We start from the raw sequence: 21,124 nt of genomic DNA on the forward strand, positions 1-21,124 counted from the left end.
CACGTCACGCCTGCCAATGCCGATGACCGCGCCGCCGTGGCCACATTGGCTGATGCTGTGCAGGAGGCGACCGGCGACAGCGTGGATCTCGCCTACGTCGATCAGGGCTATACCGGCGAGCGTACGGCGAAGGCGGCAGCCGATCACGGCATCGCCCTGGAGGTCGTAAAGCTATCCGAGGCCAAGCACGGCTTCGTGCTGCTGCCACGCAGATAAGTCGTCGAACGCGCCTGTGCTTGGATGGCCCGTTTCCGCCGGCTGGCTCGTGACTACGAGCGCTTGCCCGCCACTCTGGCCGGATTGCACCTCGTCGCTTTCAGCGTCCTACTCCTCCGCAGGGCCGCCGACTTCGCTGCAGTCCGTAACAGCCTCTAGTGTGATCCCGACGGCCATGGGGATCCGGATGCGCTACGCTGGACGACGGTCGCCCGATTCCGAGAGCCTCCTCGAAGCTCGCTGAGTGGCAGAGCAAACGCCCGCTGGCGGATCGCGGACCAGGATCGGCGCCTGGCCGATTGCGCTGAAGGGCTGCGGTCTGAGCAGGCGGATACGGGCTGAACGGAGCATCCCGTCACGGCCTTCAGACGGCTCGCGCAGCCGCACATCCCGCCCGACGGCCGCTGAAGAGGCAGCCTCCGAGAAAGGTGCCCTCCAGCGAGCGGTAGCCATGCATGCCACCCCCTCCAAAGCCCGAGGCCTCGCCGGCCGCGTAGAGCCCCGATAGAATCGATCCCTCCTGGCCGAGCACCCGCCCGTCCAAGTCCGTCTCGATACCGCCAAGCGTCTTGCGCGTGAGGATGTTGAGGCGCACCGCGATCAGCGGACCATGCGCCGGGTCGAGCAGGGCGTGCGGCTTGGCCGTCCGGATCAGCCGGTCTCCCAGCGCCCGGCGGGCGTTGTGGATGCCCATCACCTGCGCATCCTTGCAGAACGGATTTCCCATCTCGCGGTCCCGCGCGACGATCTCGGCCTCCAGGTCCGCTGTCGAGATCCGGTCGTTGCCCGTCAGCGCATTCATGCCGGCGACGAGGTCCGGCAACGTCGTCCGCACGACGAAATCCGCGCCGTGCGCCTTGAACGCCTCGACCGGCGCCGTCGCGCGCCTGCCGAAGGCACGGCTGAGCGTGAGGCGCCAATCCTTGCCGGTGAGATCCGGGTTCTGCTCGGACCCCGAGAGCGCGAATTCGCGGCGGATGATGGTCTGATTGAGGACGAACCAAGAATAATCCGCCCCCGTCTTGGCGAGATGCTCCAGCGTGCCGAGCGTGTCGTAGCCAGGATAGAGCGGGGCCGGAAGGCGCCGCCCGAATGCATCGAACCACATCGAGGACGGTCCTGGCAGGATGCGAATGCCGTGGTTCGGCCAGATCGAGTTCCAGTTCTGCAGGCCCTCGACGTAGTGCCACATCCGGTCCCGGTTGATCAGGCGCGCACCCGCCGCCTGCGCGATGCCGAGCATCCGGCCGTCGACATGGGCCGGCACGCCCGAGACCATACGCTTCGGCGGTGGGCCGAGCCGGGCCGGCCACGTCGCCCGCACGAGATCGTGATTGCCGCCGATGCCACCCGAGGCCACGATGACGGCCTGGGCCCGCAGCGCGAAATCGCCGATTGCGCCCCGACTCGTTGTGACACCCCGCGCGCCTCCGTCCGGTTCGAGGATCGCGCCATGCACCCCTTCGACCACGCCGTTGGCGACGATCAGCCCATCGATTCTGTGGCGAAACCGGAAGATGATACGGCCCTGCTTCTCGGCCTCTCGCGCCCGCCGCGCGAAGGGCGCGATCACGCCGGGACCGGTGCCCCATGTCAGATGGAAGCGCGGCACAGAATTGCCGTGGGTCGTGGCGGCGGCGCCCCCGCGCTCGGCCCAGCCGACAACCGGAAAGAGCCGGTGGCCCATGGCACGGAGCCAAGCCCGCTTCTCGCCGGCTGCGAACGCCACATAGGCTTCCGCCCAGCGGCGCGGCCAATGATCCTCGTCCCGGTCGAAGCCGGCCGAGCCCAGCCAGTCCTGCAGCGCGAGGGCGTAGCTGTCGCGGATGCGCATGCGCCGCTGCTCGGGGCTGTCGACCAGGAACAGCCCACCCAGCGACCAGAAGGCTTGACCGCCCAGGTTCTGCTCGGGCTCCTGATCCAGCACGATGACGCGGCGACCGGCATCGGCGAGTTCGGTCGCGGCGACGAGGCCCGCGAGGCCGGCCCCGATGACGATCGCGTCCGCGTCAGCCATGACCTGCCTGCTCCCGAACCTCACGTTACCCTGGATCGCCTGGATGCACACTACTGTCAACAATGACAATAAAAGGCCGCCGGGCTCCCGTCGGATTCGGCGGACGCCGGAGGCATCCCGTCAGGTCGCGCTCGATGCGGCGCGGATCTTGCTGCTGTCGGGAGGACCGCCGGCGATCACCCTCACGGCCGTTGCCCAGGCCACAGGCATGACGCACGGCAACGTCACCCATCATTTCGGGACCAGTTCCGCGCTGCATACGGCCCTCATCGCCCAGATGGCCGCAGACCTCGCGCATCTGGCGAATGAGGCGGTGCAGCGCCTCCGGCGCGGCGAGATCGCCGAGGCGGACGTCGTCGACCTCGTCTTTGCGGCCTTCGCGGATACCGGATGCGGACGGCTGATCGGCTGGCTCTCGGCGACCGGCGATGACCATGCGCTGGAACCGGTCTTCTCGGCCCTGCGTGCGAGCGTGCAGGCTTATCGGGCTGGGGAGCCCGCCTCGGTGCCCGCCGAGACCATCGGAGCCGGGCCGATCGCCCTCGATCTTTTCAGCCATGCCCTCACGGCCAGCCTGGTCGGCCAGCGTCTCGAAGCGGCGACCGATATGCCGGCCGGCAGCCTTCGCGCCCTCGCTGCCGAGCAACTCCGCGGACTCCGAGCGACGCGAGATCATGATGTCTGACCGTCACAGCGAAGGTTCGGAGGCCGACGGCGGCGCCGGACTGGCTGGGCGGACGCGACCCAGGCTCACGGCATGCGACCCGAGCGGATTCCGGGTAGCGCGCCGCTCTCCTGACGGGATCCTCCCGCTTACGGCATGACGGGAGGGTGGTAGGTCAGCGTGAAGGCCAGGGCCCACAGCAGGAACAGCACCAAAGGCAGGTGCACGATGAGCTGCAGGAAGCTGAATCCGACGATGTCCCGCGCCTTCAGCCCGAGGATGCCGACCAGCGGCAGCATCCAGAACGGGTTGATGAGGTTCGGCAGGGCCTCGGCGGCGTTGTAGATCATCACCGCCCAGCCGAGATGAACCTTCAGCTCGTTGGCGGCCTGCAGCACGTAGGGCGCCTCGAGGAGCCACTTGCCGCCGCCCGAGGGCACGAAGAAGCCGAGGATCGCCGAGTAGACGCCCATCGTCAGCGGGAAGGTGCCCGTGGTGTTGAGGTTGACGAAGGCGTGGGTGATCACGTCCGAGGCCGAGGCGCCGGCCGCGTTCTTCGGCCCCGTCAGCATGCCGCTGATCGCGGCGTAGAGCGGGTACTGGATCAGGATGCCCGCCGTCGCAGGCACGGACTTGGCCACCGCCACGAGGAAGCGCTTGGGCCGCCAGTGCAGCAGCAGGCCGAGGGTGATGAACAGCAGGTTGTAGGTGTTGAGGTTCGAGATCGCGACGATCCAGGACTGGCGCGCGAATTCCTGGACGATCCAGCCGCCCGCGATCAGCACGAGCAGGATCGTCAGGATCGGGGAATGCTCCAGCCACTCGCCGGGCTGGCGCGGCGGCGCGAGGTCGGTCTCCTCACGGGCGACATCGACGCCCATCGCCTCGGCCGTGACGGCCGTCTCGCGGCGGGGCGCCGACGCGTAGGCGATCACCACCGAGACGACGAACAGGATGGCCGCGATCAGCATCGACTGCCACAGGAAGATCGTCTCGCTGAACGGGATCACCCCGGAGATCGCGAGGAGGTTCTTCGTCAGGCTCGCCGGATTGGCCTGGAGCTGCGCTGCCGAGGATGAGAGGCCGAGCGCCCAGGTGGCACCGAGGCCGAGATAGGCGGCGGCGCCCGCCGCCCGGTAATCCATCGTGAGGTCGGTCCGCCGGGCGAGCGCGCGGACGAGCAGGCCGCCGAAGATCAGGCTGAGGCCCCAGCTGATGAAGGACGAGATCATTGTCGCGCCGGCCACGAAGCCGACCGCACCCCTGCCGGTCTTCGGGATCTGTGCCAAGCGCTCGATCAGGGCCCGCACCGGCGGCGAGACCGCCACGACGTAGCCACCGATGGTGACGAAGGCCATCTGCATCGTGAAGGGGATCAGGCTCCAGAAGCCATCGCCGAAGCTCTTGGCGACCGCGACCGCAGGCGCTCCGTTGGCCAGGGCGCCCAGGGCGACGATGACCACCGCGATGGCGACGAAGATGAACGCATCCGGAAACCAGCGCTCGGCCCAGGCGGTGAAGCGGATGCCGAGCCGCTCCAGGGTCCCGGGGGCTGTCGCGGCACCGGGGCCGACCGGCCGCACAGACGGGGATGACGCTGGATCGGTCGGCGCGACGGCCATGGATGTCCCTCCGAGCTCGGCTCTCGATGGCCGAGGCGGGAAGGATGGCGCGCGACCGATGGCCCTCAAGGGATCGTGCCGATGAACTCCGTGACAGGGAGACTGGATCGTGATCGGGGCATCACGCATCCCCGGCCTCGGTGCTCCGGGGGGCGAACGTTGAAGGCTTGAGGGCCGTCGGGTCCCGGGACGCGACGGCCGCGCCATCGCGTCAGGTTTTCGCCTCGGCGGACGGCGACTTGATCAGCTCCGTGAGCTTGTCCGACATGAGGACGTCGAGAGCGAGTTCCTTCGGCGGGACCGAGGTCTCGGGTTATTGGACGTATCGCTTCGCGAACGCTCCCATGACGGCCGCGGCACGACCCGCTTCGCCCGACGGAACGCTCGCGGCGTGGTCCACGGTCGTGGCGTCGATGATGACGGGCGGTGCAGCAGCACGGGGTCGCCGCAGGTCCGGTCGGTAGGGCCACCGCGGCCGGGTAGACGGTACGAATGCGGTTCATCGCCTCCCGCTGGATCCGCGCCTTCGATGTCCTTGCCGGGTGAGGAGGCCTGGAGCCGCGGTCCTCGACGCCCGTGAACAGGCCGCGCCCGCGGCAAAGCCGCCGGCCTCGTCGGTCCGCGCCGCACCAGCGAGGCGATGGCCCGGCACCCCGAAGAGATCGCCCAGGCCGTCGCCCCCGGCACGCACGCCGTATCATGCCGCTTCCTCACGCGATCGCGACGGCCTGTGGAGCCCCATGGGTGTTTCCGGAGAAATTACAATCGTCGGGCGATTGTTTCCGATTGAAATCGTTATTCCCTTGCGAAATTTATCCGCCCATTCGACCGTCATCAGATCAGAGGGGATACAATCTAAAATAATACTGTGCAATCGGAAGGTGTGGCTCTGTGATATTATAAAGTTCTGAAGAACGAGAAATGTTCATGCCAAAAACGCGTCTTCCAAAAAGCTTCGACGGAGGGAGTGCGGTGTTCGATGCGGCCGATGGCCGAGAATTATCCATTACGTATAGGCTTGGGTTTGAAGTGTCATCGAGGGCTCTCCGGGATGCGTCATAGTTTGATCGGCAAGATGCGGGTCGCAAAACGAGTATTTCGATACGTTGCTGTTCTTCCATTCCTGCTTGTGAGCGCAGCATCAAGTTCCTTCGCACAGGCTGCCGTTTCGCCAGCGTCCGGTTCCGGGTTCGGTGACGGGAGGGTTTCGTCGTTTTACATATGGACCGGGCCGCTTCCCGACCGGCCCGGTGAGCTCCTGCGCAGCGAGCCCCTGGCGTCAGAACAGGGCTTGGCAGAAGCCGGCGATCAGCGACGGATCCTGTATACCTCGACCGACGGCACCACCGGAAAAGGCATCGTGACCGTCTCGGGCGCGCTTTTCCTGCCGAAGGGCAGCCCCCCTGATGGCGGATGGCCGCTCATTGCCTGGGCCCACGGGACGGTCGGCGTTGCAGATATTTGTGCGCCGTCGTGGGCCGGCCGGAGCTATCGCGACGCGACCTATCTCAATGCTTGGCTGCGCAAGGGCTACGCGATCGTTGCAACGGACTACCAGGGTCTCGGAACCCCCGGAACCCATCCCTACAACCAGATGCGCCCGGAAGCCTATAGCGTGCTCGACAGCATTAGAGCCGCCAGGACGGCGGAAGCGCGGATCGGGTCGAAATCCGTGCTGATAGGCCAATCGCAGGGGGGCGGGGCTGCCTTCGCGTCCGCGGGCTACCAGCCGACCTATGCGCCCGAGATCGCACTGGTCGGGGCGGTGGCGACCGGCACGCCTTACGTCACCCTCGGTCGCCTCTTGTCGGGGGGGAAAAAGCCGAGCGACAAGGTCGATCCGGCCCTGGCGTATTATTTCTACTTCGCTTTGACTGCCGGAGATCCCAGTGACGCCGGGCGCGTCTTCACGGAGCAGGCGCAGCCCGTCCTCGCATCCGTGGGCCAGAGTTGCGTTGCCAGCGCCCGAGCGGACGTCGTGTCGGCAGGTCTGACCCGAGGGAACACCCTCAACAAATTGGCGCTTGCGCTCAAGGTTCCGAGCGTTTTGCAAGTCTTGCGCTACCCGACATTGCAGCCAGGCATACCCATTTTCTTTGGGGCTGGAGATCAGGATGTCGACGTCTTGACCGACGAACAGCGGCAACTTGCACAGGATAGCTGCGACGCGGGAGCGAAAGTCGCATTTCATCTCTATCGCGGCGCGGATCACGGAGCCGCCTTCCTCGCTTCACAGCAGGACGCAATCGCGTTCGTTGAAACGGTCATGAAGGGTACGCCCGCGGCCTCGAATTGCGCAGATCTGCCACGCTGAGCAGCCGAGCCTGTCATGACGAGCGTCCAGGGCGGGCTCGCAAGAAGAGTTCGAAAAAACAATACTAGGAAAAGCCTTCGACCAGAAAACATATACTGCCACCTAGCAAGTCCGCGTTTCCGAAATTCTTCATGCCGATGTCGTGCGGCGATCCGTATCGGGGTATCAAAAGATGACGCGATTTATACGCGAAGCGCTGAGCATCTTCGCGCTCGGCGCCCTTGTGACCGATGCGACTGCACAAGGCATCCTGCTGGTAGACCCCACACCCGAGCAGTCTGCCGTTCTCCCGGGCCGGCCGACGACGGCCGTGGCGCCCAAGGGAACGCCGCAACCGTCCTTCCTGGGCTTGGATGGCTTCATACTGGCGACCACGCTCTCGACCGGAGCGGCGTTTCGCACGAGCCCGATCGATCGAAGCCTCGTGGCGATCTCCAACGGAGGGACAGCGACCAGCGCGAACAACGACAATGGAAGCCGTAATTTCGATCCCGGGCTTGCATTGGCCGGCTTTCGCGGTCGCAGCATCGTCACTTGGTCACAAGGACCGTGGGATGCCAAAATCGACGGTGTATACTTCTCAAACTATATCAACACCAATAAGACGGTGGCGCTCTCGTCGAAGGCCAATCAGGAACTGGGTCTCGGGGGGTATCTGAACGATGCATGGATCGGCGTGCGGGTCGGCGACGAGCAACCCGTCAACATCCGGCTCGGCAACCAGATTCTGCGCTGGAACGTGACGTCGTTCGCCCTGGGGGCGCAGGTCATCAATCCGCAAGTCGCGAGCCGGATTTTTCTTCCCGGTGCCGGCCTCGAAGACTCGCTCAAGGCCCTCCCGATGCTGACGCTTTCCAGCAAGCAGCCCGGTGGCTGGGGCATGGAAGCATTTTACAAATTCGACTTTGCGCCGACGGAGCTTGCACCATGCGGTTTCTTTGCCTCCAACAATGACTACCAGTGTGCGGGCGGTCGTTATCTGACGTTGTCCGGGCTGGTTCGAGACGATGGTCGCTCGTTCGTCACGCCGGCAACTCCGTTCGGGTCGTCGGTGTCTCGCAGCCAGGACCGCGTCGATGGGCGGCTGCGAAATTTCGGGATCAACATACAGACACCGGAATTCGGTGGCCCGGCGAAGGCCGCGTTCAATTTTATCGCGGCCAACTACACGGATCTCGTCGGTACGATTGGGCTCACGACCGGAACGGTCAGCGATCTGCGCGGTCAAACAGCAGCGAACTTCATCGGCGGAACGCGGTTTTTCAAGAACTATGGCGGGGATATCGGTCTGCTCGGAGCGGCCTTCCGTGCCAACATCTCACAAACAACGCGGCTCCGAATGGAGTACAACGCGCATCTGGGGCAGCAGCTTCAGTACGACGATCAGTTGACGATTCTCGGTGGGAATTATCTCGGGGCCGTCGGAGCCGCATGCGGAGCCAGTAGAACCTCGAATGCCTGTCAGGGCGCCCTCGCATTGGCGAATAGAAACCCGATCCTCAGAAACATGGGCGGGGTTACGGCCACAAACTTCACGCGGTACTTTGGAAGCGACCTCGTAACGTCCCAAGCCTACGACCTCTCGCAGTTCGGGATCGGTGTCGATCAGGGATTACCGTCCATCCTGGGATCGTCTTCGTGGGTCGGCAGTGCGGAGTTCGGTGGCGTTTACGTCCACGGTTATGACTCGTCTAAGGCGATCCCCCTCGATGCCGCCTTCTCCTCTGCCCGAGCTGGAGTTCCCAATGGCATCGCGACGCCATTCTCATACGGCTACCGACTTCTGACGCGCCTCGTGTACAAGGATGTCTTCGGAATGGCGAGTATCGCGCCGTCGCTCGGATTTCAGCACGATCTCAAGGGTTTTGCCCCGTATCCGTATGGGCTGTTCTCGCAAGGCTTGGTGAGGCTTCGAGCTGGCATCGATTTCTCTCTGACCGAGAATATCATAGCCAACATCACGGGCGTATTCAGTCTGACACAGAGGTATCGGTCCGATACGATTTCCGACAAGGATTTTGTCTTGGCCTCGCTGTCTTACAAATATTAGGGTGGTTTCCGCCGAAGTGGACGCCGGTTCTGCTTCTCCCCAACGACGTCGACCGCCCTTTGCTATGGCTCCTGAGGCTAAAGGGCGGGTGATATGGCCACGCCCCCGAAGCCCGAGGGGATCGTTGCCAAGCTGCGGCAGGCGGATGGGCTGATCTCACAGGGCCAGAGCGCCTCCGACGCCATCCGCGCCATCGACGTGCGTTCAATGACGGACGACCGCTGGCGGCGTGCGTTTGGCGGCCTGAAGAGCGATCAGGTTCGCCGGATGAATGCTCCGGAGACTGAGAACCAACGGCTGCGCAAGGGGCTCGGCTCCTTCACAAGGTGACCTTCGCCCGCAAGGGCCTTGGCCGCGACCTTGGGCCAGAACCTTGAGCAAGTCGATCTGTATGGAGATGTCCTGATCCATCGTGGCGAGTATCTGCTCGACCTGACGAACGGCACTGGTACGGATCACCCTCCACGGCTGCCTCACCAGGAGAAAAACGCCAAACCGCCTGCGGGTTAGGGTGAGCAGACGAATCGCTGAGAGTCCGAGAAGGGTTATACCGCAACGCATCGGCACGGCTGTTGTTCGCCACTGTCGATGTAGAGTGCAGGATCCGCACGTCCGCTGACAAAGCAAGTTTCCAATACGGAGAGAGTTGCGAGCGCAAAGCGCGCGGTTCGGAGCAAACATAGGCTAAGAGTACGTTCCAGATATTATTCCGTTTTGCTTCCGTGTTAAGCCTATAGAAATCGCTGATGAGTAGCCCTCGCTTGGAGTGTGAGAGGACGTGCGATGAGTCGGATCGGCTGCCAAGGGTGCAAGGATGGAGCTGCTCTGCCGTTCGCCTTTACGATGGCGTTCCAGCCGATCGTCCATGTCGGAGCCAACCGCGTGTGGGGCTACGAGGCCCTCGTTCGCGGTACGGAAGGACAGGGTGCCGGATGGGTCCTCGCGCAGGTGACCGAGGCAAATCGCTATAAGTTCGACCAAGCTTGCCGGGTGAAGGCCATCGAGCTGGCCGGTGCGCTGTTTCCGGATGCTGAGACGCGCCTGTCCATCAATTTCATGCCCAACGCCGTCTACGAGCCCGCCGCCTGCATCCGCGCGACCTTGGAAGCGGCACGCCGCGTCGGCTTCTCGCACCAGCAGATCATGTTTGAGTTCACCGAGAACGAACGCATGGTCGATGTCCTGCACGTGCAACGCATCATCGCCGAGTACCGCAAACAGGGCTTCTGCACAGCACTTGACGACTTCGGGGCTGGCTATGCCGGTCTCAACCTGCTGGCGAATTTCCAGCCCGACTTGATCAAGCTCGACATGGAGCTGATTCGCGGCATCGCGAACTCACCGGCGCGTCAGATCATCATCGCCGGCGTGACGATGATGGCGCGTGAACTCGGCATCACCGTTCTGGCAGAGGGGGTGGAGAGCGAGACTGAGCTGACGGCGCTGCGGGCTGCGGGCATCGAGCTGTTTCAGGGATATTACTTCGCCAAGCCGGCCCTGGCCAGTTTGCCTGCTCTCAACGCTGTCTCCCCAATGGCCTGTCTGACCGACGTAAGACAGGCTGAAGCGGCTTGAGGCAAATCCAGCGATCCCGGGATTTGTAAAGCGGCTCTGCAAGCATCGTCAGTCGATCCACGAAGACCACAAACGCATGTCCTTCGTGAGAGAGGCTAAATCAGGACCTGTTAACCGGCTTTTCACAGGGGAGTCCTTGCAAGTATGCGAGAGTTCCCAATTATTCAGGAAATCTTAAGCGGGCACGGTCACTCTCACCTGGCGAAAGACTGATCGAGATACGCCGACAACCAGCGCCCCGATGGGCGCTACGCTCGATCGATAACACTTCATCAGCCAGGCATCACAATCATGATCCATCAGCTCGTCTACTACAGCCGCAACACCGTGCAGGGTGACGGGCGGGCCATGCTCACCAATATGCGCGAGATCCTTTCCGCTTCCCAGCGCAACAATAGCCGCGATGGGATCACGGGCTTCCTCATCTTCGACAAGACCTGGTTCGTGCAGATCCTTGAGGGCGAGCGTGCCCAGGTCACCCAGACCTACACCCGGATCGCGCGTGATACCCGGCACTCCACCGCGACCATCATCAACGTGCGGGACGTTCCGGCGCGGCTATTCCCGAACTGGACGATGGGTGGCGCCATGCGCACGCCAGAGGTCCAGGAGGTCTATCTGCAGCACGGATTTGGCGGTCCGCTGGAGCCGTCTCGCCTCAAGTCCGATCAGATCATCAGGCTGGCTCTCGATCTTCAGGCTTTCGAAGTGGAACGGCGTCAAGGCCAGCAACTGGCCAGCTAAGGTCGCATGGATCCTGGAGGGATCGACTCCAGGATCCGCTCATCCGGGAGCAGCCCCTAGACCCGTTGGCACGCAATTCGGCCGAGCGCCTCGGGTTGCTGCGCAAGGTTCGCAGCGCTGCAACTGCTCCCCGATCCCAATGCGATGTGCCAGACCGGGTCCGCGCAGATCAGGATGTCCATCGCCCTCGTACCGCTCGTCGAGACTGCGGATCCCCACTATTCCGGACGCAAATCCGAAGCCGGACAAGCCCACGCCGAACGAACGGTGCGGCCTGAACGTCTGGTGCAGCCTGCGCGGTGCTTGCGAGGCATGGCCTCCCCCCTCCTTCAGGGTTCAGGATGCCTGCAAAACCTGCGCTCGGCGCGGAGGCGTTTGGTGGAGCAGGATCAGGTCTATAGGCGGCCCTATTGGGTCGGATAAGGCAAGGCGGGTAACGATGAAGCTCCAGCGTAGCGTTGCAAAGCTGCGATGCGTTTATCGATCGACGGGTGAGTCGCGAATAGGTCGAAGAAGCCAGAGCGCGGATTGTCGATACACATCTCCATCAAGCCGGACGGAGCGCCCGCCAACTCGCCGCGGCCGGAAATTTTTAGAAGTGCGCTGACCAGCGCGTCAGGATCTTTGGTCAATTCCACCGCGCCCGCGTCCGCGACATACTCGCGGCTTCGCGACAGGCCGAACCTGATGAATTGCGATAGGCTCCACACCATCAGGATCAGTGCAAACCCAATCAAGATTGCGGCCCACGCACCACCGCGATCTCGACGATCCCGGCTCTGCACACCACTGCGCACAACCATCTCGGCTACGAACGCGAAGATGCCTGCGATCACCGTCGCGATCACCATCGTGCGCACATCGTCGTTGCGGATGTGGGTCAGCTCGTGCGCCAAGACGGCCTGCATCTCGCGTGGATCGAGAGCGTGCATCAGCCCGCGTGTCACCGTCACGGCATATTGCTGCGGATTGAGACCGGTTGCATAGGCGTTTAGAGCCGGATCCTCAGCGATGCGCAGCGCCGGCATAGGAAGGCCGCGAGCGACACAGAGATTTTCCAACAGGCGGTAGAGCGCCGGCTCTTCCGCGTAGGTCACTGCTCGTGCTCCCACGACGTGATCGATCAAGGCCTGATGGTACCGATACGCGACGAAGAGCCAGAGGAAGGCCGACAGCAAAGCGAGCGGACCGAGCCAGATCAGATCCGTGCCGGCCTCCTTGAGGCTGCTGCCGAGGCTGGATGCTGCGCCTTGATGGTGGTTCGTCGCGTGAGCCACCAGGGCCAGGGCGTAGGCGAACACAAGAACGAAGCCGAATAGAGCGGCGATCATCGACCGCGAACGGATCTCATTGCGCCGAATATGGGTGTAGAGACCGTAGGCGGGCAGCATCGTACGGGATCAGAAGCGTACGGGAGGCGGTACGTCCAACGCCTGACGCTCCCCCTCGCCAACGTCGAAGCTCGCGTGAGCGCGCATGCCCAGCGAGCGAGCGATCAGAATGCCTGGGATCGCGGCGATGGCGGCGTTGTATTCGGCAACTGTATTGTTGAAGAAGCGGCGAGCCGCAGCGACTTTGTTCTCCACGTCGGCAAGCTGGTCTTGTAGCGCCTGAAAATTGGCACTGGCCTTCAGGTCCGGGTAGGCTTCGCTCAGGGCAAACACTCGGCCAAGAGCCGCCTGCAACACCGCTTCGCTTGCCGCCTTGTCGGCTGTTCCTTGAGCTGCTGCCGCATGGTTGCGAGCCAGCACCACCGCTTCGAGAGTGCCGCGCTCATGGCCGGCATAACCCTTCACTGTCTCGATGAGATTCGGGATCAGGTCGCGTCTCTGCTTGAGCTGCACGTCGACATCTCCGAACGCTTGCGAGATCCGCGCGCGCAGGGCGACAAGGCCGTTGTAGGTAAAAACCAGCCAGAGCAGCAGCGCACCACCGAGACCGAGGATGATCCATTTCATGCGCTGTTCCGATCAAATCGCCGAGTTGAATCTGTCCACAGCAGCCGCGTGTCAGGGCGATCGCACCATTTCCAAAGGCTTGCCGCTGTCAACTTTGGCATAGCTTGTCGGACCCGATGGCTCGAAACTCAGCGACGTCTCAGGCTGACCGTAGAGCATGAGTTTGAAGTCCTCGACTCGAGCGCTGTTCAACCGCAACCGTGCGATGGCGGCGTCGCAGGGGGTATTGGTCTTCAGAGACAGCTCGGCATCCCCGTCCTTCGGACCTTTGATCAAGGTGAGCGAGCACAGCGACGGCTCGCCTGGCCGGTGCAACGTCCAAGTGCCAGTGAGCGCCGGAGCAAAGGGGGCCCGTTCCACACCAGCCTTAGCCTTGACCATGAAGTGGACGGGTGGTTTCTCGAAAGACGTCTTCATGATCGTGGTCTCGTCCTCCCCGAACTCGAGAAGGGTCTTTCCATCGGGGCCAAAAAGCCTGACCCCGCTCTGATAATCCCAACCGGTCGCGCGGGCGACAGTCGGCAAGCGTGCCGCGCAGTCCTGGCTTGGCGTCGCACGCCACATCGAGCCTGAACGCTCACGCGCGAGGTTGACACGGCAGCCGGGTTTGCCGTCGTCGGTGACGATGAGCCACTCGCCCGCACTGTCTTTGATGAACGAAGGCACCGGATCTGCGCCTGCACTGGCCCTATGCATGAGCAGGAGAGTGGCTACGAGAAGGTGATAGCGCATGCTGGAGCCCTCAGTTCTGCCTGACGAGCTCGACACGGCGATTCCTGGTGCGGCCTTCCTCGGTATCGTTGCTCGCCAGCGGAGCCGCCATGCCGACCCCTTGCGGCGTCAGACGTGTTCCTGCGACTCCAGCTTTCGTCAGGGCGGCCACCACGGCTTGGGCTCGGCGGCGGGAAAGGTCGAGATTGTACTCCACGCTGGCTTGGTTGTCGGTGTGGCCAACCACCAGCACCTTCGTGGCGGGTACGCTCCGCAGGAAGTTCACGAGTTCGGCGAGTTGGGGCTGACTGTCCGGCTTGATCTCTGCCTTCGCCGTGTCGAACTGGATGGCGTAGAGCGCAACGCGCCCATCCCGCTCGAGACTTTGGCCCACCGCGCCTGCCGCCATCGTCTCCATCCGCTGTTGGCGCGCGGCCGTCTCCACCGTGACGACGAGTGCCACCAAGCGACCGACCCAGGCTTTGCAGTTTGAGCCTGCGGAAACGTCACCCACGTTCCAGACCAGCACGGCCGCCTTGCCGCCACCCTTCGGGAGATCGAGCAGGGTGTAACGCTGGTCCGAACGGTCCTCCTGCAGGACGCATTCGGTCCAAGGTCCACCGATCATGTCGTAGGGGTAGAGCCTATGGATGATGCCGGTCTTGCTCCCCCCTGATCGTGCCGCTGTGACTGCGGAACCGCCGCACTCGTCGCGACTACACTCGTAGAGAACGCGTCCGCCCGCTTCCTTGGTCGCCTGCTGATAGCCGCGCACCACCTCCAGAGCGGAGCGCCCCTCCGGCAGAAGGTAGCTCATTCTCGTGAGGCGGCCCTCGTTCGGCGGTGAGTTCGACGGAAGGAAAAGATCGTTGTTACGGGCATCCACTTGGCCCTCGCGCCGTTCCAGCTTTGCGTTCGGCAAAGCGATCTCGTCGAACGCGCTCACTTTGCTCTCCAGCAGGGTGGCGCCGGCATATCGAGGCAGGACCGTTGCGTCGCGAGCACCCGGTGCATCGCCGGGCGGAAGAGCGCCCGCCTTCAACGGTGGGGCTGGAGGGGTTTGCCGTGCTGGTGGTGGCCCGGCAGCAACGAGGAACAGGGCCGCGGCAGCCACCAGCAACCGGATCATGAGTTCGCTCCCCCGAATCATTGCTGCTCTGATGCGGCCTGCGCGGCGCATTCAGCAAACTCCCCGCGTCTTGTCTATCGTGGGCCTGGATCTGCTGAATTCAGGCGGGCGAGCGCATTGATGCGCCGCGGTGCCGGCCATGGTGCTCACGACGAAAACTGTACCCTGTGTCGCACTGCGACTGTGTCGGCATACGATCGCAAGGCCTGGACGCTGAATGTGCCCCTGAGGTCAGCCGTGAGTGCCTGACCATCCGCGTATCCCGAAAGCTGACGGCGCACGACGTGATCGACGTCCTCTCGGATCTGTCCAAGACTGGATCGCCGCGGCCGGCTCGGAGAACGCTTGCATCGAGCCGAGCAGTCCGTGCGCCGGGCGTGTCCTGCGCGGCGGCTTGGTATACCATGATCCGATGCATCCGTTCCGAGCCGGCTTCTGGATAGTGGCGCCCGCCATAGGCATGCTGGCAGGGCTGCTCTACGGCCTCATCTTCGAGTTGAAGCTGTCGGGTTCCGCAATTCGCGGCGCCTTCATCGGTGCGCCTATCCTCCTGTACGAGCGTGGCTTGCTGCTCCGGACTTGGCGAGACCTGATCCGCCGTAGCGCCACCCCGATCTTTGTTGCCGCAACGCTGGCCACGTACGTGGCGATGATCGCGGCCGGGAATGCAGGTGCCGGCACTGTCCTTCACCATGCGTTCGGCTACATGCCGAGCGCCCGTGCTGCGATGCTGATGTCGGATGCCGGCCTCGCCTACGCCCTTGCGATCTCCGCCCTGGCCGCCTTCGTGTTCCGCGTCCGTGACCTGATCGGACCACGCGTCTTCACGAACCTGCTGCTGGGACGATACCACCGGCCGATCAAGGAAGAGCGGATCTTTCTCTTCCTCGACGTTGCGGGATCGACCCGGTTTGCCGAGCAGCACGGCGATTTGGCGGCTCAGCGCTATCTCGGCGCGATCTTCGGCGCGCTGGCCTTGCCGGTCCATCGCTCGCGCGGTTCCATCGACGACTATGTCGGCGACATGGCTCTCGTGAGCTGGACCGTGAGCCGCGGGACACGAGAGGCGTCCTGTCTGCGGTGCGTGTTCGAGTTTGCGCAGGTGATCGCCGCCGACGCCGAGTGGTGGGTGGAGCGGTTCGGCCAAGTCCCGGGTTTCCGTGCCGCACTTCACTGCGGCTCCGTCGTGACCGCCGAGATCGGCCTTGAACGCCACAAGATCGCGTATTTCGGCGATACGCTGAACACAACGAGCCGTCTCGAGTCGGTTGCCAAAGAACTCGATGTCTCGGTTCTGGTCTCAGGCGACCTGCTCGACAGGCTCGGCACGCTGCCGGCTGACATGATCGTCGAGGATCTTGGTTCGCGCAACGTGCGCGGACGCATTGAGCTGCTGCGCATTGCTGCGATCCACACTGGCTCAACTTCGACGTCTGGACCGAGGCATTTGCGGCATACAGCACTGCAATGAGGCGATCGAAGCATCGCACCTCATACCATCCATCCGGATCACCTCAGCAATCGGCAGCTTGAACGCCCCTGTTGTGCCGGCGCCGAAAATGGCATCAATGTATCAATAAGACCTGCGCGAGTAGCATCGAGCAACCGGCAATCAGGTGGCCCTCAGTGAGCGCTCTCCCGCAGTTTACCTTCGATACCGATCAGGTAACGCCCGAACACCGTTTCGAGGCGTGGAAGGCCCTACTTGGCGTCACCCATGACGTCGCGACGCCCAGCCCCAGCTTTTCAGCGCGCGTCACTTCCGTCTCGGTCGATCGGATGATCATCCGCGAGATGTCGGCCTCGCCTCAGACCGTAGAACGCTCACGTCAGCGCATCCGCTCGGATGGCCTCGACCACATCGTGCTCCACCTGACGACCGCTCCGTTCGATGTTCGCACCGAGACGGACGACATCCATGCGCCGACGGGCTCGATTACGGTCAACACGTTGTCTCAGCCGTTCCGCAGGACCGCGGCACCGGAGCAATCCTCTCCGATTCTGAGCCTTTCCCGTGAGCTTGTCGCCGAGGTTCTACCGGACCCGGAAGCCTTTCACGGCGTGGTCCTCACGGAAGGGATCAGTCACATACTCGCGACACACATGACGACGGTCACGCGGCATGCGCACTTGATCGCTCCTGAGCAGGCCGAAAGTCTTGCGAGGGCATCGGCGCAGCTGCTGGCCGCGGCGCTCGCTCCGACACGAAAAGCGCTCGGTGAGGCACAAACTGCGCTGGAGGCAGCCACCCTGGTGCGCTGTAAGCGCTACATTGAACGTCACTTGGCCTCCGCCAACCTGTCGCCAGATACGATCTGCCGTCAGGTTGGTGTCTCCCGCACCGCGCTCTACTGTCTGTTCGCTGGGACCGGGGGTGTCGCCCGGTACATCAAGAATCGACGGTTGCGTGCTGCGCGCGCGGCGCTATCGACGGCAGCCGGTTCCCGGCGCATTGCTGAAATTGCCTACAGTGTCGGCTTCACGGACCTACCCACCTTCAGCCGCTCCTTCAAGCAAGCCTATGGCATCAGCCCGAGCGACGTAGCGGACAGCGGGCCATCCGCAGTTCAGCCAGCAGAGACCGACCTCTTCGCAGAGTGGGTCCGTGCGGTGTCCCTTTAGGGCGGATCTTGTTCGATCGCCCGGCGGAGACGCCGGCTCAGTTCCGGTCGGAAGCGCTTGCACGCGACAAAGCGCGGTCGATGGAGAGGGAAAGAGTCGGCGCCTGAGTGCGCTGGGCTTCAGAGGATAGCCCCGACACGGCGGTGGGGGCCGTAGAACCTCTCACCAGAACCACGTCGTGGGCTTCGCGATCGCCTCTCCGCGCGAGACACGGCTGATCCCGATGGCGCACCGGACGATCCACCAAACGGCCACGAGTGGCAGGATGACAAGGCCGATGACGACGAGCATCGTCAGGAGCCCGATGGCGCCGTAGAGCGACCCGATCCAGAACGTGCGGATCAAGAAGGTGTAGTGGCTGTCGGCGACTGCGTCGCCATCCTTGCCGCGGTTCGTGTAAGCCATGACCAGGGCAATCACAGGGGTTATGCCCGTGAGGAAACCACCGAGGTAGAGCCAGTACAGTAGGTTAAGGTTCGACCGGGTCGGAGTGGCAGCCGGTACCATCGCGTAATCAGCTGGCATCGTTGCTGCGCCCGTACCAAGATAGGACGGCGCGCTGTGATTGACTTGATCGCTCATAGTGTGAAAACCTTGTGTCGTTGTGAGGGATGATAGTGAAATGGGATTTTCAGATTAGAACGAATATGGATTCATGACGTGTGGCGCATTGAATATCGGGATGAAAATTCGCCAAACAGGGATATTGTAAATTATTGGATTTTCTTCGCCGAGCTTAGAGCCCCCAGGGCGATTTTTTCGACACTCACTTTGACCGTCGGGCAGTCGATGTCTGTGAAGCCCTGGCTGATCTGCTTGGCAATCTCGGACATGTCCTCTTCCTGGATGCCTGCGGCCTTCTGCAGGCGCGGACCTTCCACCACGATCTGATCAACGATGTCGCTGCTGAGCTGAACGTGACAGCGTTCGCTCATCAACATCACAGCCATCAGCTCGCCGAGGGCCTTCTCCGTGGGAGTGGTCTCCGCCTGAGCTGCACCCGAGGCCATCGTGAGTATGGCGGCTAGCGCGACAACAGCTTTCATTGCGACGAAATCCCTGTGCTATCGATAATCGGACCTTAGCTAGGCCGTACACGGGACGACAATGCGGTGTGAGACGAAGAGCACAGTTGGACAAACGTTTAGGACGCTGAAGCAAGCGCGGTGAGGAACCCGCAGCATTCACCCTGCCGGGCTCGGACGGGTCGGCTGGCGGCATCCTCTGGTTGCCCTGGCAGGCGGTGGGCGTGTGAGCCGCCAGCCGACCACGGCCCTTCCGGCGTCTCCGGACGAGAAGGGTCCGTGCAAAACGCGAAGCGCTGACAGCCCATGCGAAACGCAACTGTGGGTTAGGGCCAGGCCATCGACGCCCCTGCTTCATTGTGGTTGCTGCGGGTAGCGGCCGCTGAAGAGCCGATCCGGGAGGACCCATGCCAATCCGTCTGGCTATCGCTGGCGCGCTCGGCTGCGCGCTCTGCGTTGCCCCTGCGCAGGCACGCATCACGAGCATCGCCGTCACCGCAGTCGAGCCCTTTGCCGAGGGTGCGGAGTTCGGAGCAGCCGGCGCCTATGAGCGCGTGATCGGAACGGCGCGCGGCGAGCTCGACCCGGCCGATCCAGCCAATGCCGGGATCGTCGACCTCGCCCTCGCTCCTCGCAACGCGCGTGGCATGGTCGAGTACGCCACCGACCTGTTCATGCTGCGCCCCAAGGATCCCGCGCGCGGCAACGGCACCGTGTTGTTCGAGGTGCTGAACCGCGGTCGTAAATTCCTGTTCAACTGGGTGCTGGATGCGCCCCCGCAGGCGGTACAAGCCGTCAACGATCCGCGTACAGCCGCCGATGCCGGTACCGGCCTCGTCCTGCGCCGGGGCTACACCGTCGTCTGGTCGGGTTGGGAGGCGGACGCCCTGCGCCAGCAGGGCGGCATGGCGATCGACGTTCCCGTGGCGACACGCGACGGCAAGCCGATCGTCGAAACAGTGCGCGACGAACTCGTGAGCGCGACCCGCGGCCCACCCGAGGCGCCGTTCTACCTCACCTTCAAGGCGGCCAATCAGGACAAGAGCGGCACGCAGCTCACCGTGCGCCGTCGCGAGGCCGATCCGGCTCGGCCCGTTCCGTCCGAGGCTTGGCACTACGCCACACCGCGGCAGCTGGAACTCCTACCGCCGGGGACCAAGCCACTGCCGGGCTCGCTCTATCAATTCACCTATCAGGCCACCGAGCCGAAGGTGCTCGGCATCGGGTTCGCCGCCACGCGCGACGTCGTCGCCTATCTGCGCAGCGATGCTGCCGGCGGAGCGAACCCGGCCGGCGGCACGATCCGGCATGCCCTCGCCATCGGCATCTCGCAGAGTGGTCGCTACCTCCGCGACTTCATCTACCAGGGCTTCAACCGCGACGAGGCCGGGCGCCGGGTGTTCGACGGCGTGCTGTCGCATATCGCAGGCATCGGCGGCGTCTTCCTGAACGCCCGCTTCGGCCAGCCCTCCCGCACCAACACCCAGCACGAGGATCACTTCTATCCCGAGAACGCCTTCCCGTTCTCGGCTGCGGGTCAGCACGACCCCATAACAGGACGGACCGGCGCGCTCCTGCGGGGCGACGGCTTCGATCCGCTTCTGATTGAGGTGAACACCGGCACCGAGTACTGGCAGAAGGGCGCATCGCTGCTCACCACGGATCCCGCTGGCCAGACCGACGTGCCGCTGCCCAGCACCGCGCGGGCGTTCCTGGTCTCGTCCGCCTTCCACTATGGCCGAGCCGGTCTGACCTCAACCAAGGGCCCCTGCGCGAACCCACGCAGCACCCTGAACCCGGCTCCTGCCATTCGGGCGCTTCTCGTCGCGCTGGAGGAGTGGGTGACGTCGGGCAAGGCACCGCCCGACAGCCGCGTACCGCGCCTCTCGGACGGAACCTTGGTCGAGGCCGCCGCTACCGGCTTCCCGTTCCTCGTCGGCGTGCCGGTGCCGACGGCGCCCAACGCGATCATGCGGTTCAGCACCTATGTGGACCCGCATCCTGAAAGCGGGCCGCAGTACCGGCCCCTCGTGCCGCGTGTCGACGCGGACGGAAACGACGTGGCAGGCATCCGCCTGCCGGCCATCGCGGCGCCGCGTGCCACCTTCACGGGTTGGAACCTGTACGCCGATCCCTTTCCGGCCGGTGCTCTCTGCGACCGGGAAGGCAGTCAGCTTCCGTTCGCCCGCACGCGGTCCGAGCGGGAGGCGAGCGGCGATCCCCGCCGATCGCTCGAGGAGCGCTACGGGGATCCGACCGCCTACGTTGCGGCCGTCACGAAGTCGGTCGACACACTCGTCGCGGACCGCCTTCTTCTGCAGGAGGATGGAGAGCGGATGGTCGCTGCAGCGCGGCAGCAGGCAGCTCCCTGAAGGCTGTCGCGGCGAAAGGCGATCGGGCTTGGTCGAGCGCGGGCTGGCTGGCGGGCGGAGAACCGCCCGCTCACTTGCGGCCGAGCCCTCTCACGGGTCCGGCGG

16 protein-coding genes and 3 pseudogenes are annotated in these 21,124 nt (G+C 63.9%); 11 read left to right on the forward strand and 8 right to left on the reverse strand.

Going from position 1 to position 21,124, the window contains the following annotated elements; all coding sequences use genetic code 11:
- A pseudogene (locus ACS5RC_RS00005) lies at window positions 1-375 on the forward strand (transposase); the annotation flags it as partial.
- A gap of 205 nt (window positions 376-580) precedes the next feature.
- On the opposite strand, the gene ACS5RC_RS00010 reads toward ACS5RC_RS00005, so the two are convergent.
- The gene (locus ACS5RC_RS00010; RefSeq protein ID WP_478341785.1) at window positions 581-2,233 is read right to left on the reverse strand and encodes an FAD-binding dehydrogenase; all 1,653 of its coding nucleotides are present in this window, start codon (window positions 2,231-2,233) and stop codon (window positions 581-583) included.
- Between ACS5RC_RS00010 and ACS5RC_RS00015 the strand changes: the two genes are divergently transcribed.
- Window positions 2,208-2,918: a TetR/AcrR family transcriptional regulator gene (locus tag ACS5RC_RS00015; protein WP_478341786.1), complete on the forward strand. Its 711-nt coding sequence runs from the start codon at window positions 2,208-2,210 to the stop codon at window positions 2,916-2,918. The two genes, ACS5RC_RS00010 and ACS5RC_RS00015, sit on opposite strands and share 26 nt — an antisense overlap.
- Window positions 2,919-3,046: 128 nt before the next feature.
- On the opposite strand, the gene ACS5RC_RS00020 is transcribed toward ACS5RC_RS00015, so the two are convergent.
- Window positions 3,047-4,519 carry a short-chain fatty acid transporter gene (locus tag ACS5RC_RS00020; RefSeq protein ID WP_478341787.1) on the reverse strand — a complete coding sequence of 491 codons (1,473 nt, stop codon included), beginning with the start codon at window positions 4,517-4,519 and terminating at the stop codon, window positions 3,047-3,049.
- Window positions 4,520-5,582: 1,063 nt separating this feature from the next.
- On the opposite strand from ACS5RC_RS00020, the gene ACS5RC_RS00025 reads away from it, so the two are divergent.
- The 5 genes and pseudogenes from ACS5RC_RS00025 to ACS5RC_RS00045 all read left to right on the forward strand — a co-directional run bounded on the left by ACS5RC_RS00025 (window position 5,583) and on the right by ACS5RC_RS00045 (window position 11,202).
- Window positions 5,583-6,833 carry a lipase family protein gene (locus ACS5RC_RS00025; RefSeq protein WP_478341788.1) on the forward strand — a complete coding sequence of 417 codons (1,251 nt, stop codon included), beginning with the start codon at window positions 5,583-5,585 and terminating at the stop codon, window positions 6,831-6,833.
- Between the two features lie 172 nt (window positions 6,834-7,005).
- The gene (locus ACS5RC_RS00030) at window positions 7,006-8,883 is read left to right on the forward strand and encodes a DUF1302 domain-containing protein (RefSeq protein ID WP_478341789.1); all 1,878 of its coding nucleotides are present in this window, start codon (window positions 7,006-7,008) and stop codon (window positions 8,881-8,883) included.
- 93 nt (window positions 8,884-8,976) lie between these two features.
- A pseudogene (locus ACS5RC_RS00035) lies at window positions 8,977-9,207 on the forward strand (IS3 family transposase); the annotation flags it as partial.
- A 459-nt stretch (window positions 9,208-9,666) separates the two neighbouring features.
- Window positions 9,667-10,458, forward strand: coding sequence for an EAL domain-containing protein (locus tag ACS5RC_RS00040; protein WP_478341790.1), 792 nt, complete (start codon window positions 9,667-9,669; stop codon window positions 10,456-10,458).
- A gap of 291 nt (window positions 10,459-10,749) precedes the next feature.
- The gene (locus ACS5RC_RS00045) at window positions 10,750-11,202 is read left to right on the forward strand and encodes a BLUF domain-containing protein (protein WP_478341791.1); all 453 of its coding nucleotides are present in this window, start codon (window positions 10,750-10,752) and stop codon (window positions 11,200-11,202) included.
- A 407-nt stretch (window positions 11,203-11,609) separates the two neighbouring features.
- Here ACS5RC_RS00045 and ACS5RC_RS00050 read toward each other — a convergent pair whose 3' ends face one another.
- Genes ACS5RC_RS00050 through ACS5RC_RS00065 form a run of 4 tightly spaced genes read right to left on the reverse strand, consistent with a single transcriptional unit; the run spans window position 11,610 to window position 15,000 of the window.
- On the reverse strand, window positions 11,610-12,593 hold the full coding sequence (locus ACS5RC_RS00050; RefSeq protein ID WP_478341792.1) for a M48 family metallopeptidase: 984 nt from the start codon (window positions 12,591-12,593) through the stop codon (window positions 11,610-11,612).
- A gap of 9 nt (window positions 12,594-12,602) precedes the next feature.
- The gene (locus tag ACS5RC_RS00055) at window positions 12,603-13,160 is read right to left on the reverse strand and encodes a LemA family protein (protein WP_478341793.1); all 558 of its coding nucleotides are present in this window, start codon (window positions 13,158-13,160) and stop codon (window positions 12,603-12,605) included.
- 51 nt (window positions 13,161-13,211) lie between these two features.
- A complete protein-coding gene (locus ACS5RC_RS00060; RefSeq protein WP_478341794.1) occupies window positions 13,212-13,892 on the reverse strand; it encodes an AprI/Inh family metalloprotease inhibitor in 681 nt (226 codons plus the stop codon).
- 10 nt (window positions 13,893-13,902) lie between these two features.
- Window positions 13,903-15,000, reverse strand: coding sequence for an OmpA family protein (locus ACS5RC_RS00065; RefSeq protein ID WP_478341795.1), 1,098 nt, complete (start codon window positions 14,998-15,000; stop codon window positions 13,903-13,905).
- A gap of 227 nt (window positions 15,001-15,227) precedes the next feature.
- Between ACS5RC_RS00065 and ACS5RC_RS00070 the strand changes: the two are divergent.
- The 3 genes and pseudogenes from ACS5RC_RS00070 to ACS5RC_RS00080 all read left to right on the forward strand — a co-directional run.
- Window positions 15,228-15,367 (forward strand): annotated as a pseudogene (locus ACS5RC_RS00070) (IS3 family transposase); the annotation flags it as partial.
- Window positions 15,368-15,412: 45 nt separating this feature from the next.
- Window positions 15,413-16,471 carry an adenylate/guanylate cyclase domain-containing protein gene (locus ACS5RC_RS00075; RefSeq protein ID WP_478342631.1) on the forward strand — a complete coding sequence of 353 codons (1,059 nt, stop codon included), beginning with the start codon at window positions 15,413-15,415 and terminating at the stop codon, window positions 16,469-16,471.
- A gap of 155 nt (window positions 16,472-16,626) precedes the next feature.
- The gene (locus ACS5RC_RS00080) at window positions 16,627-17,622 is read left to right on the forward strand and encodes a helix-turn-helix domain-containing protein (RefSeq protein ID WP_478341796.1); all 996 of its coding nucleotides are present in this window, start codon (window positions 16,627-16,629) and stop codon (window positions 17,620-17,622) included.
- 162 nt (window positions 17,623-17,784) lie between these two features.
- Here the strand turns inward: ACS5RC_RS00080 and ACS5RC_RS00085 are convergent, their stop codons facing one another.
- Together ACS5RC_RS00085 and ACS5RC_RS00090 are read right to left on the reverse strand one after the other, a co-directional pair.
- On the reverse strand, window positions 17,785-18,204 hold the full coding sequence (locus tag ACS5RC_RS00085; protein ID WP_478341797.1) for a DUF4870 family protein: 420 nt from the start codon (window positions 18,202-18,204) through the stop codon (window positions 17,785-17,787).
- Between the two features lie 131 nt (window positions 18,205-18,335).
- Window positions 18,336-18,668 carry a hypothetical protein gene (locus ACS5RC_RS00090; RefSeq protein WP_478341798.1) on the reverse strand — a complete coding sequence of 111 codons (333 nt, stop codon included), beginning with the start codon at window positions 18,666-18,668 and terminating at the stop codon, window positions 18,336-18,338.
- Between the two features lie 386 nt (window positions 18,669-19,054).
- Between ACS5RC_RS00090 and ACS5RC_RS00095 the strand changes: the two genes are divergently transcribed.
- Window positions 19,055-21,019: an alpha/beta hydrolase domain-containing protein gene (locus tag ACS5RC_RS00095; protein ID WP_478341799.1), complete on the forward strand. Its 1,965-nt coding sequence runs from the start codon at window positions 19,055-19,057 to the stop codon at window positions 21,017-21,019.
- Window positions 21,020-21,124 lie beyond the last annotated feature (105 nt).

It is taken from the genome of Methylobacterium sp. HJ2 (assembly GCF_056431005.1).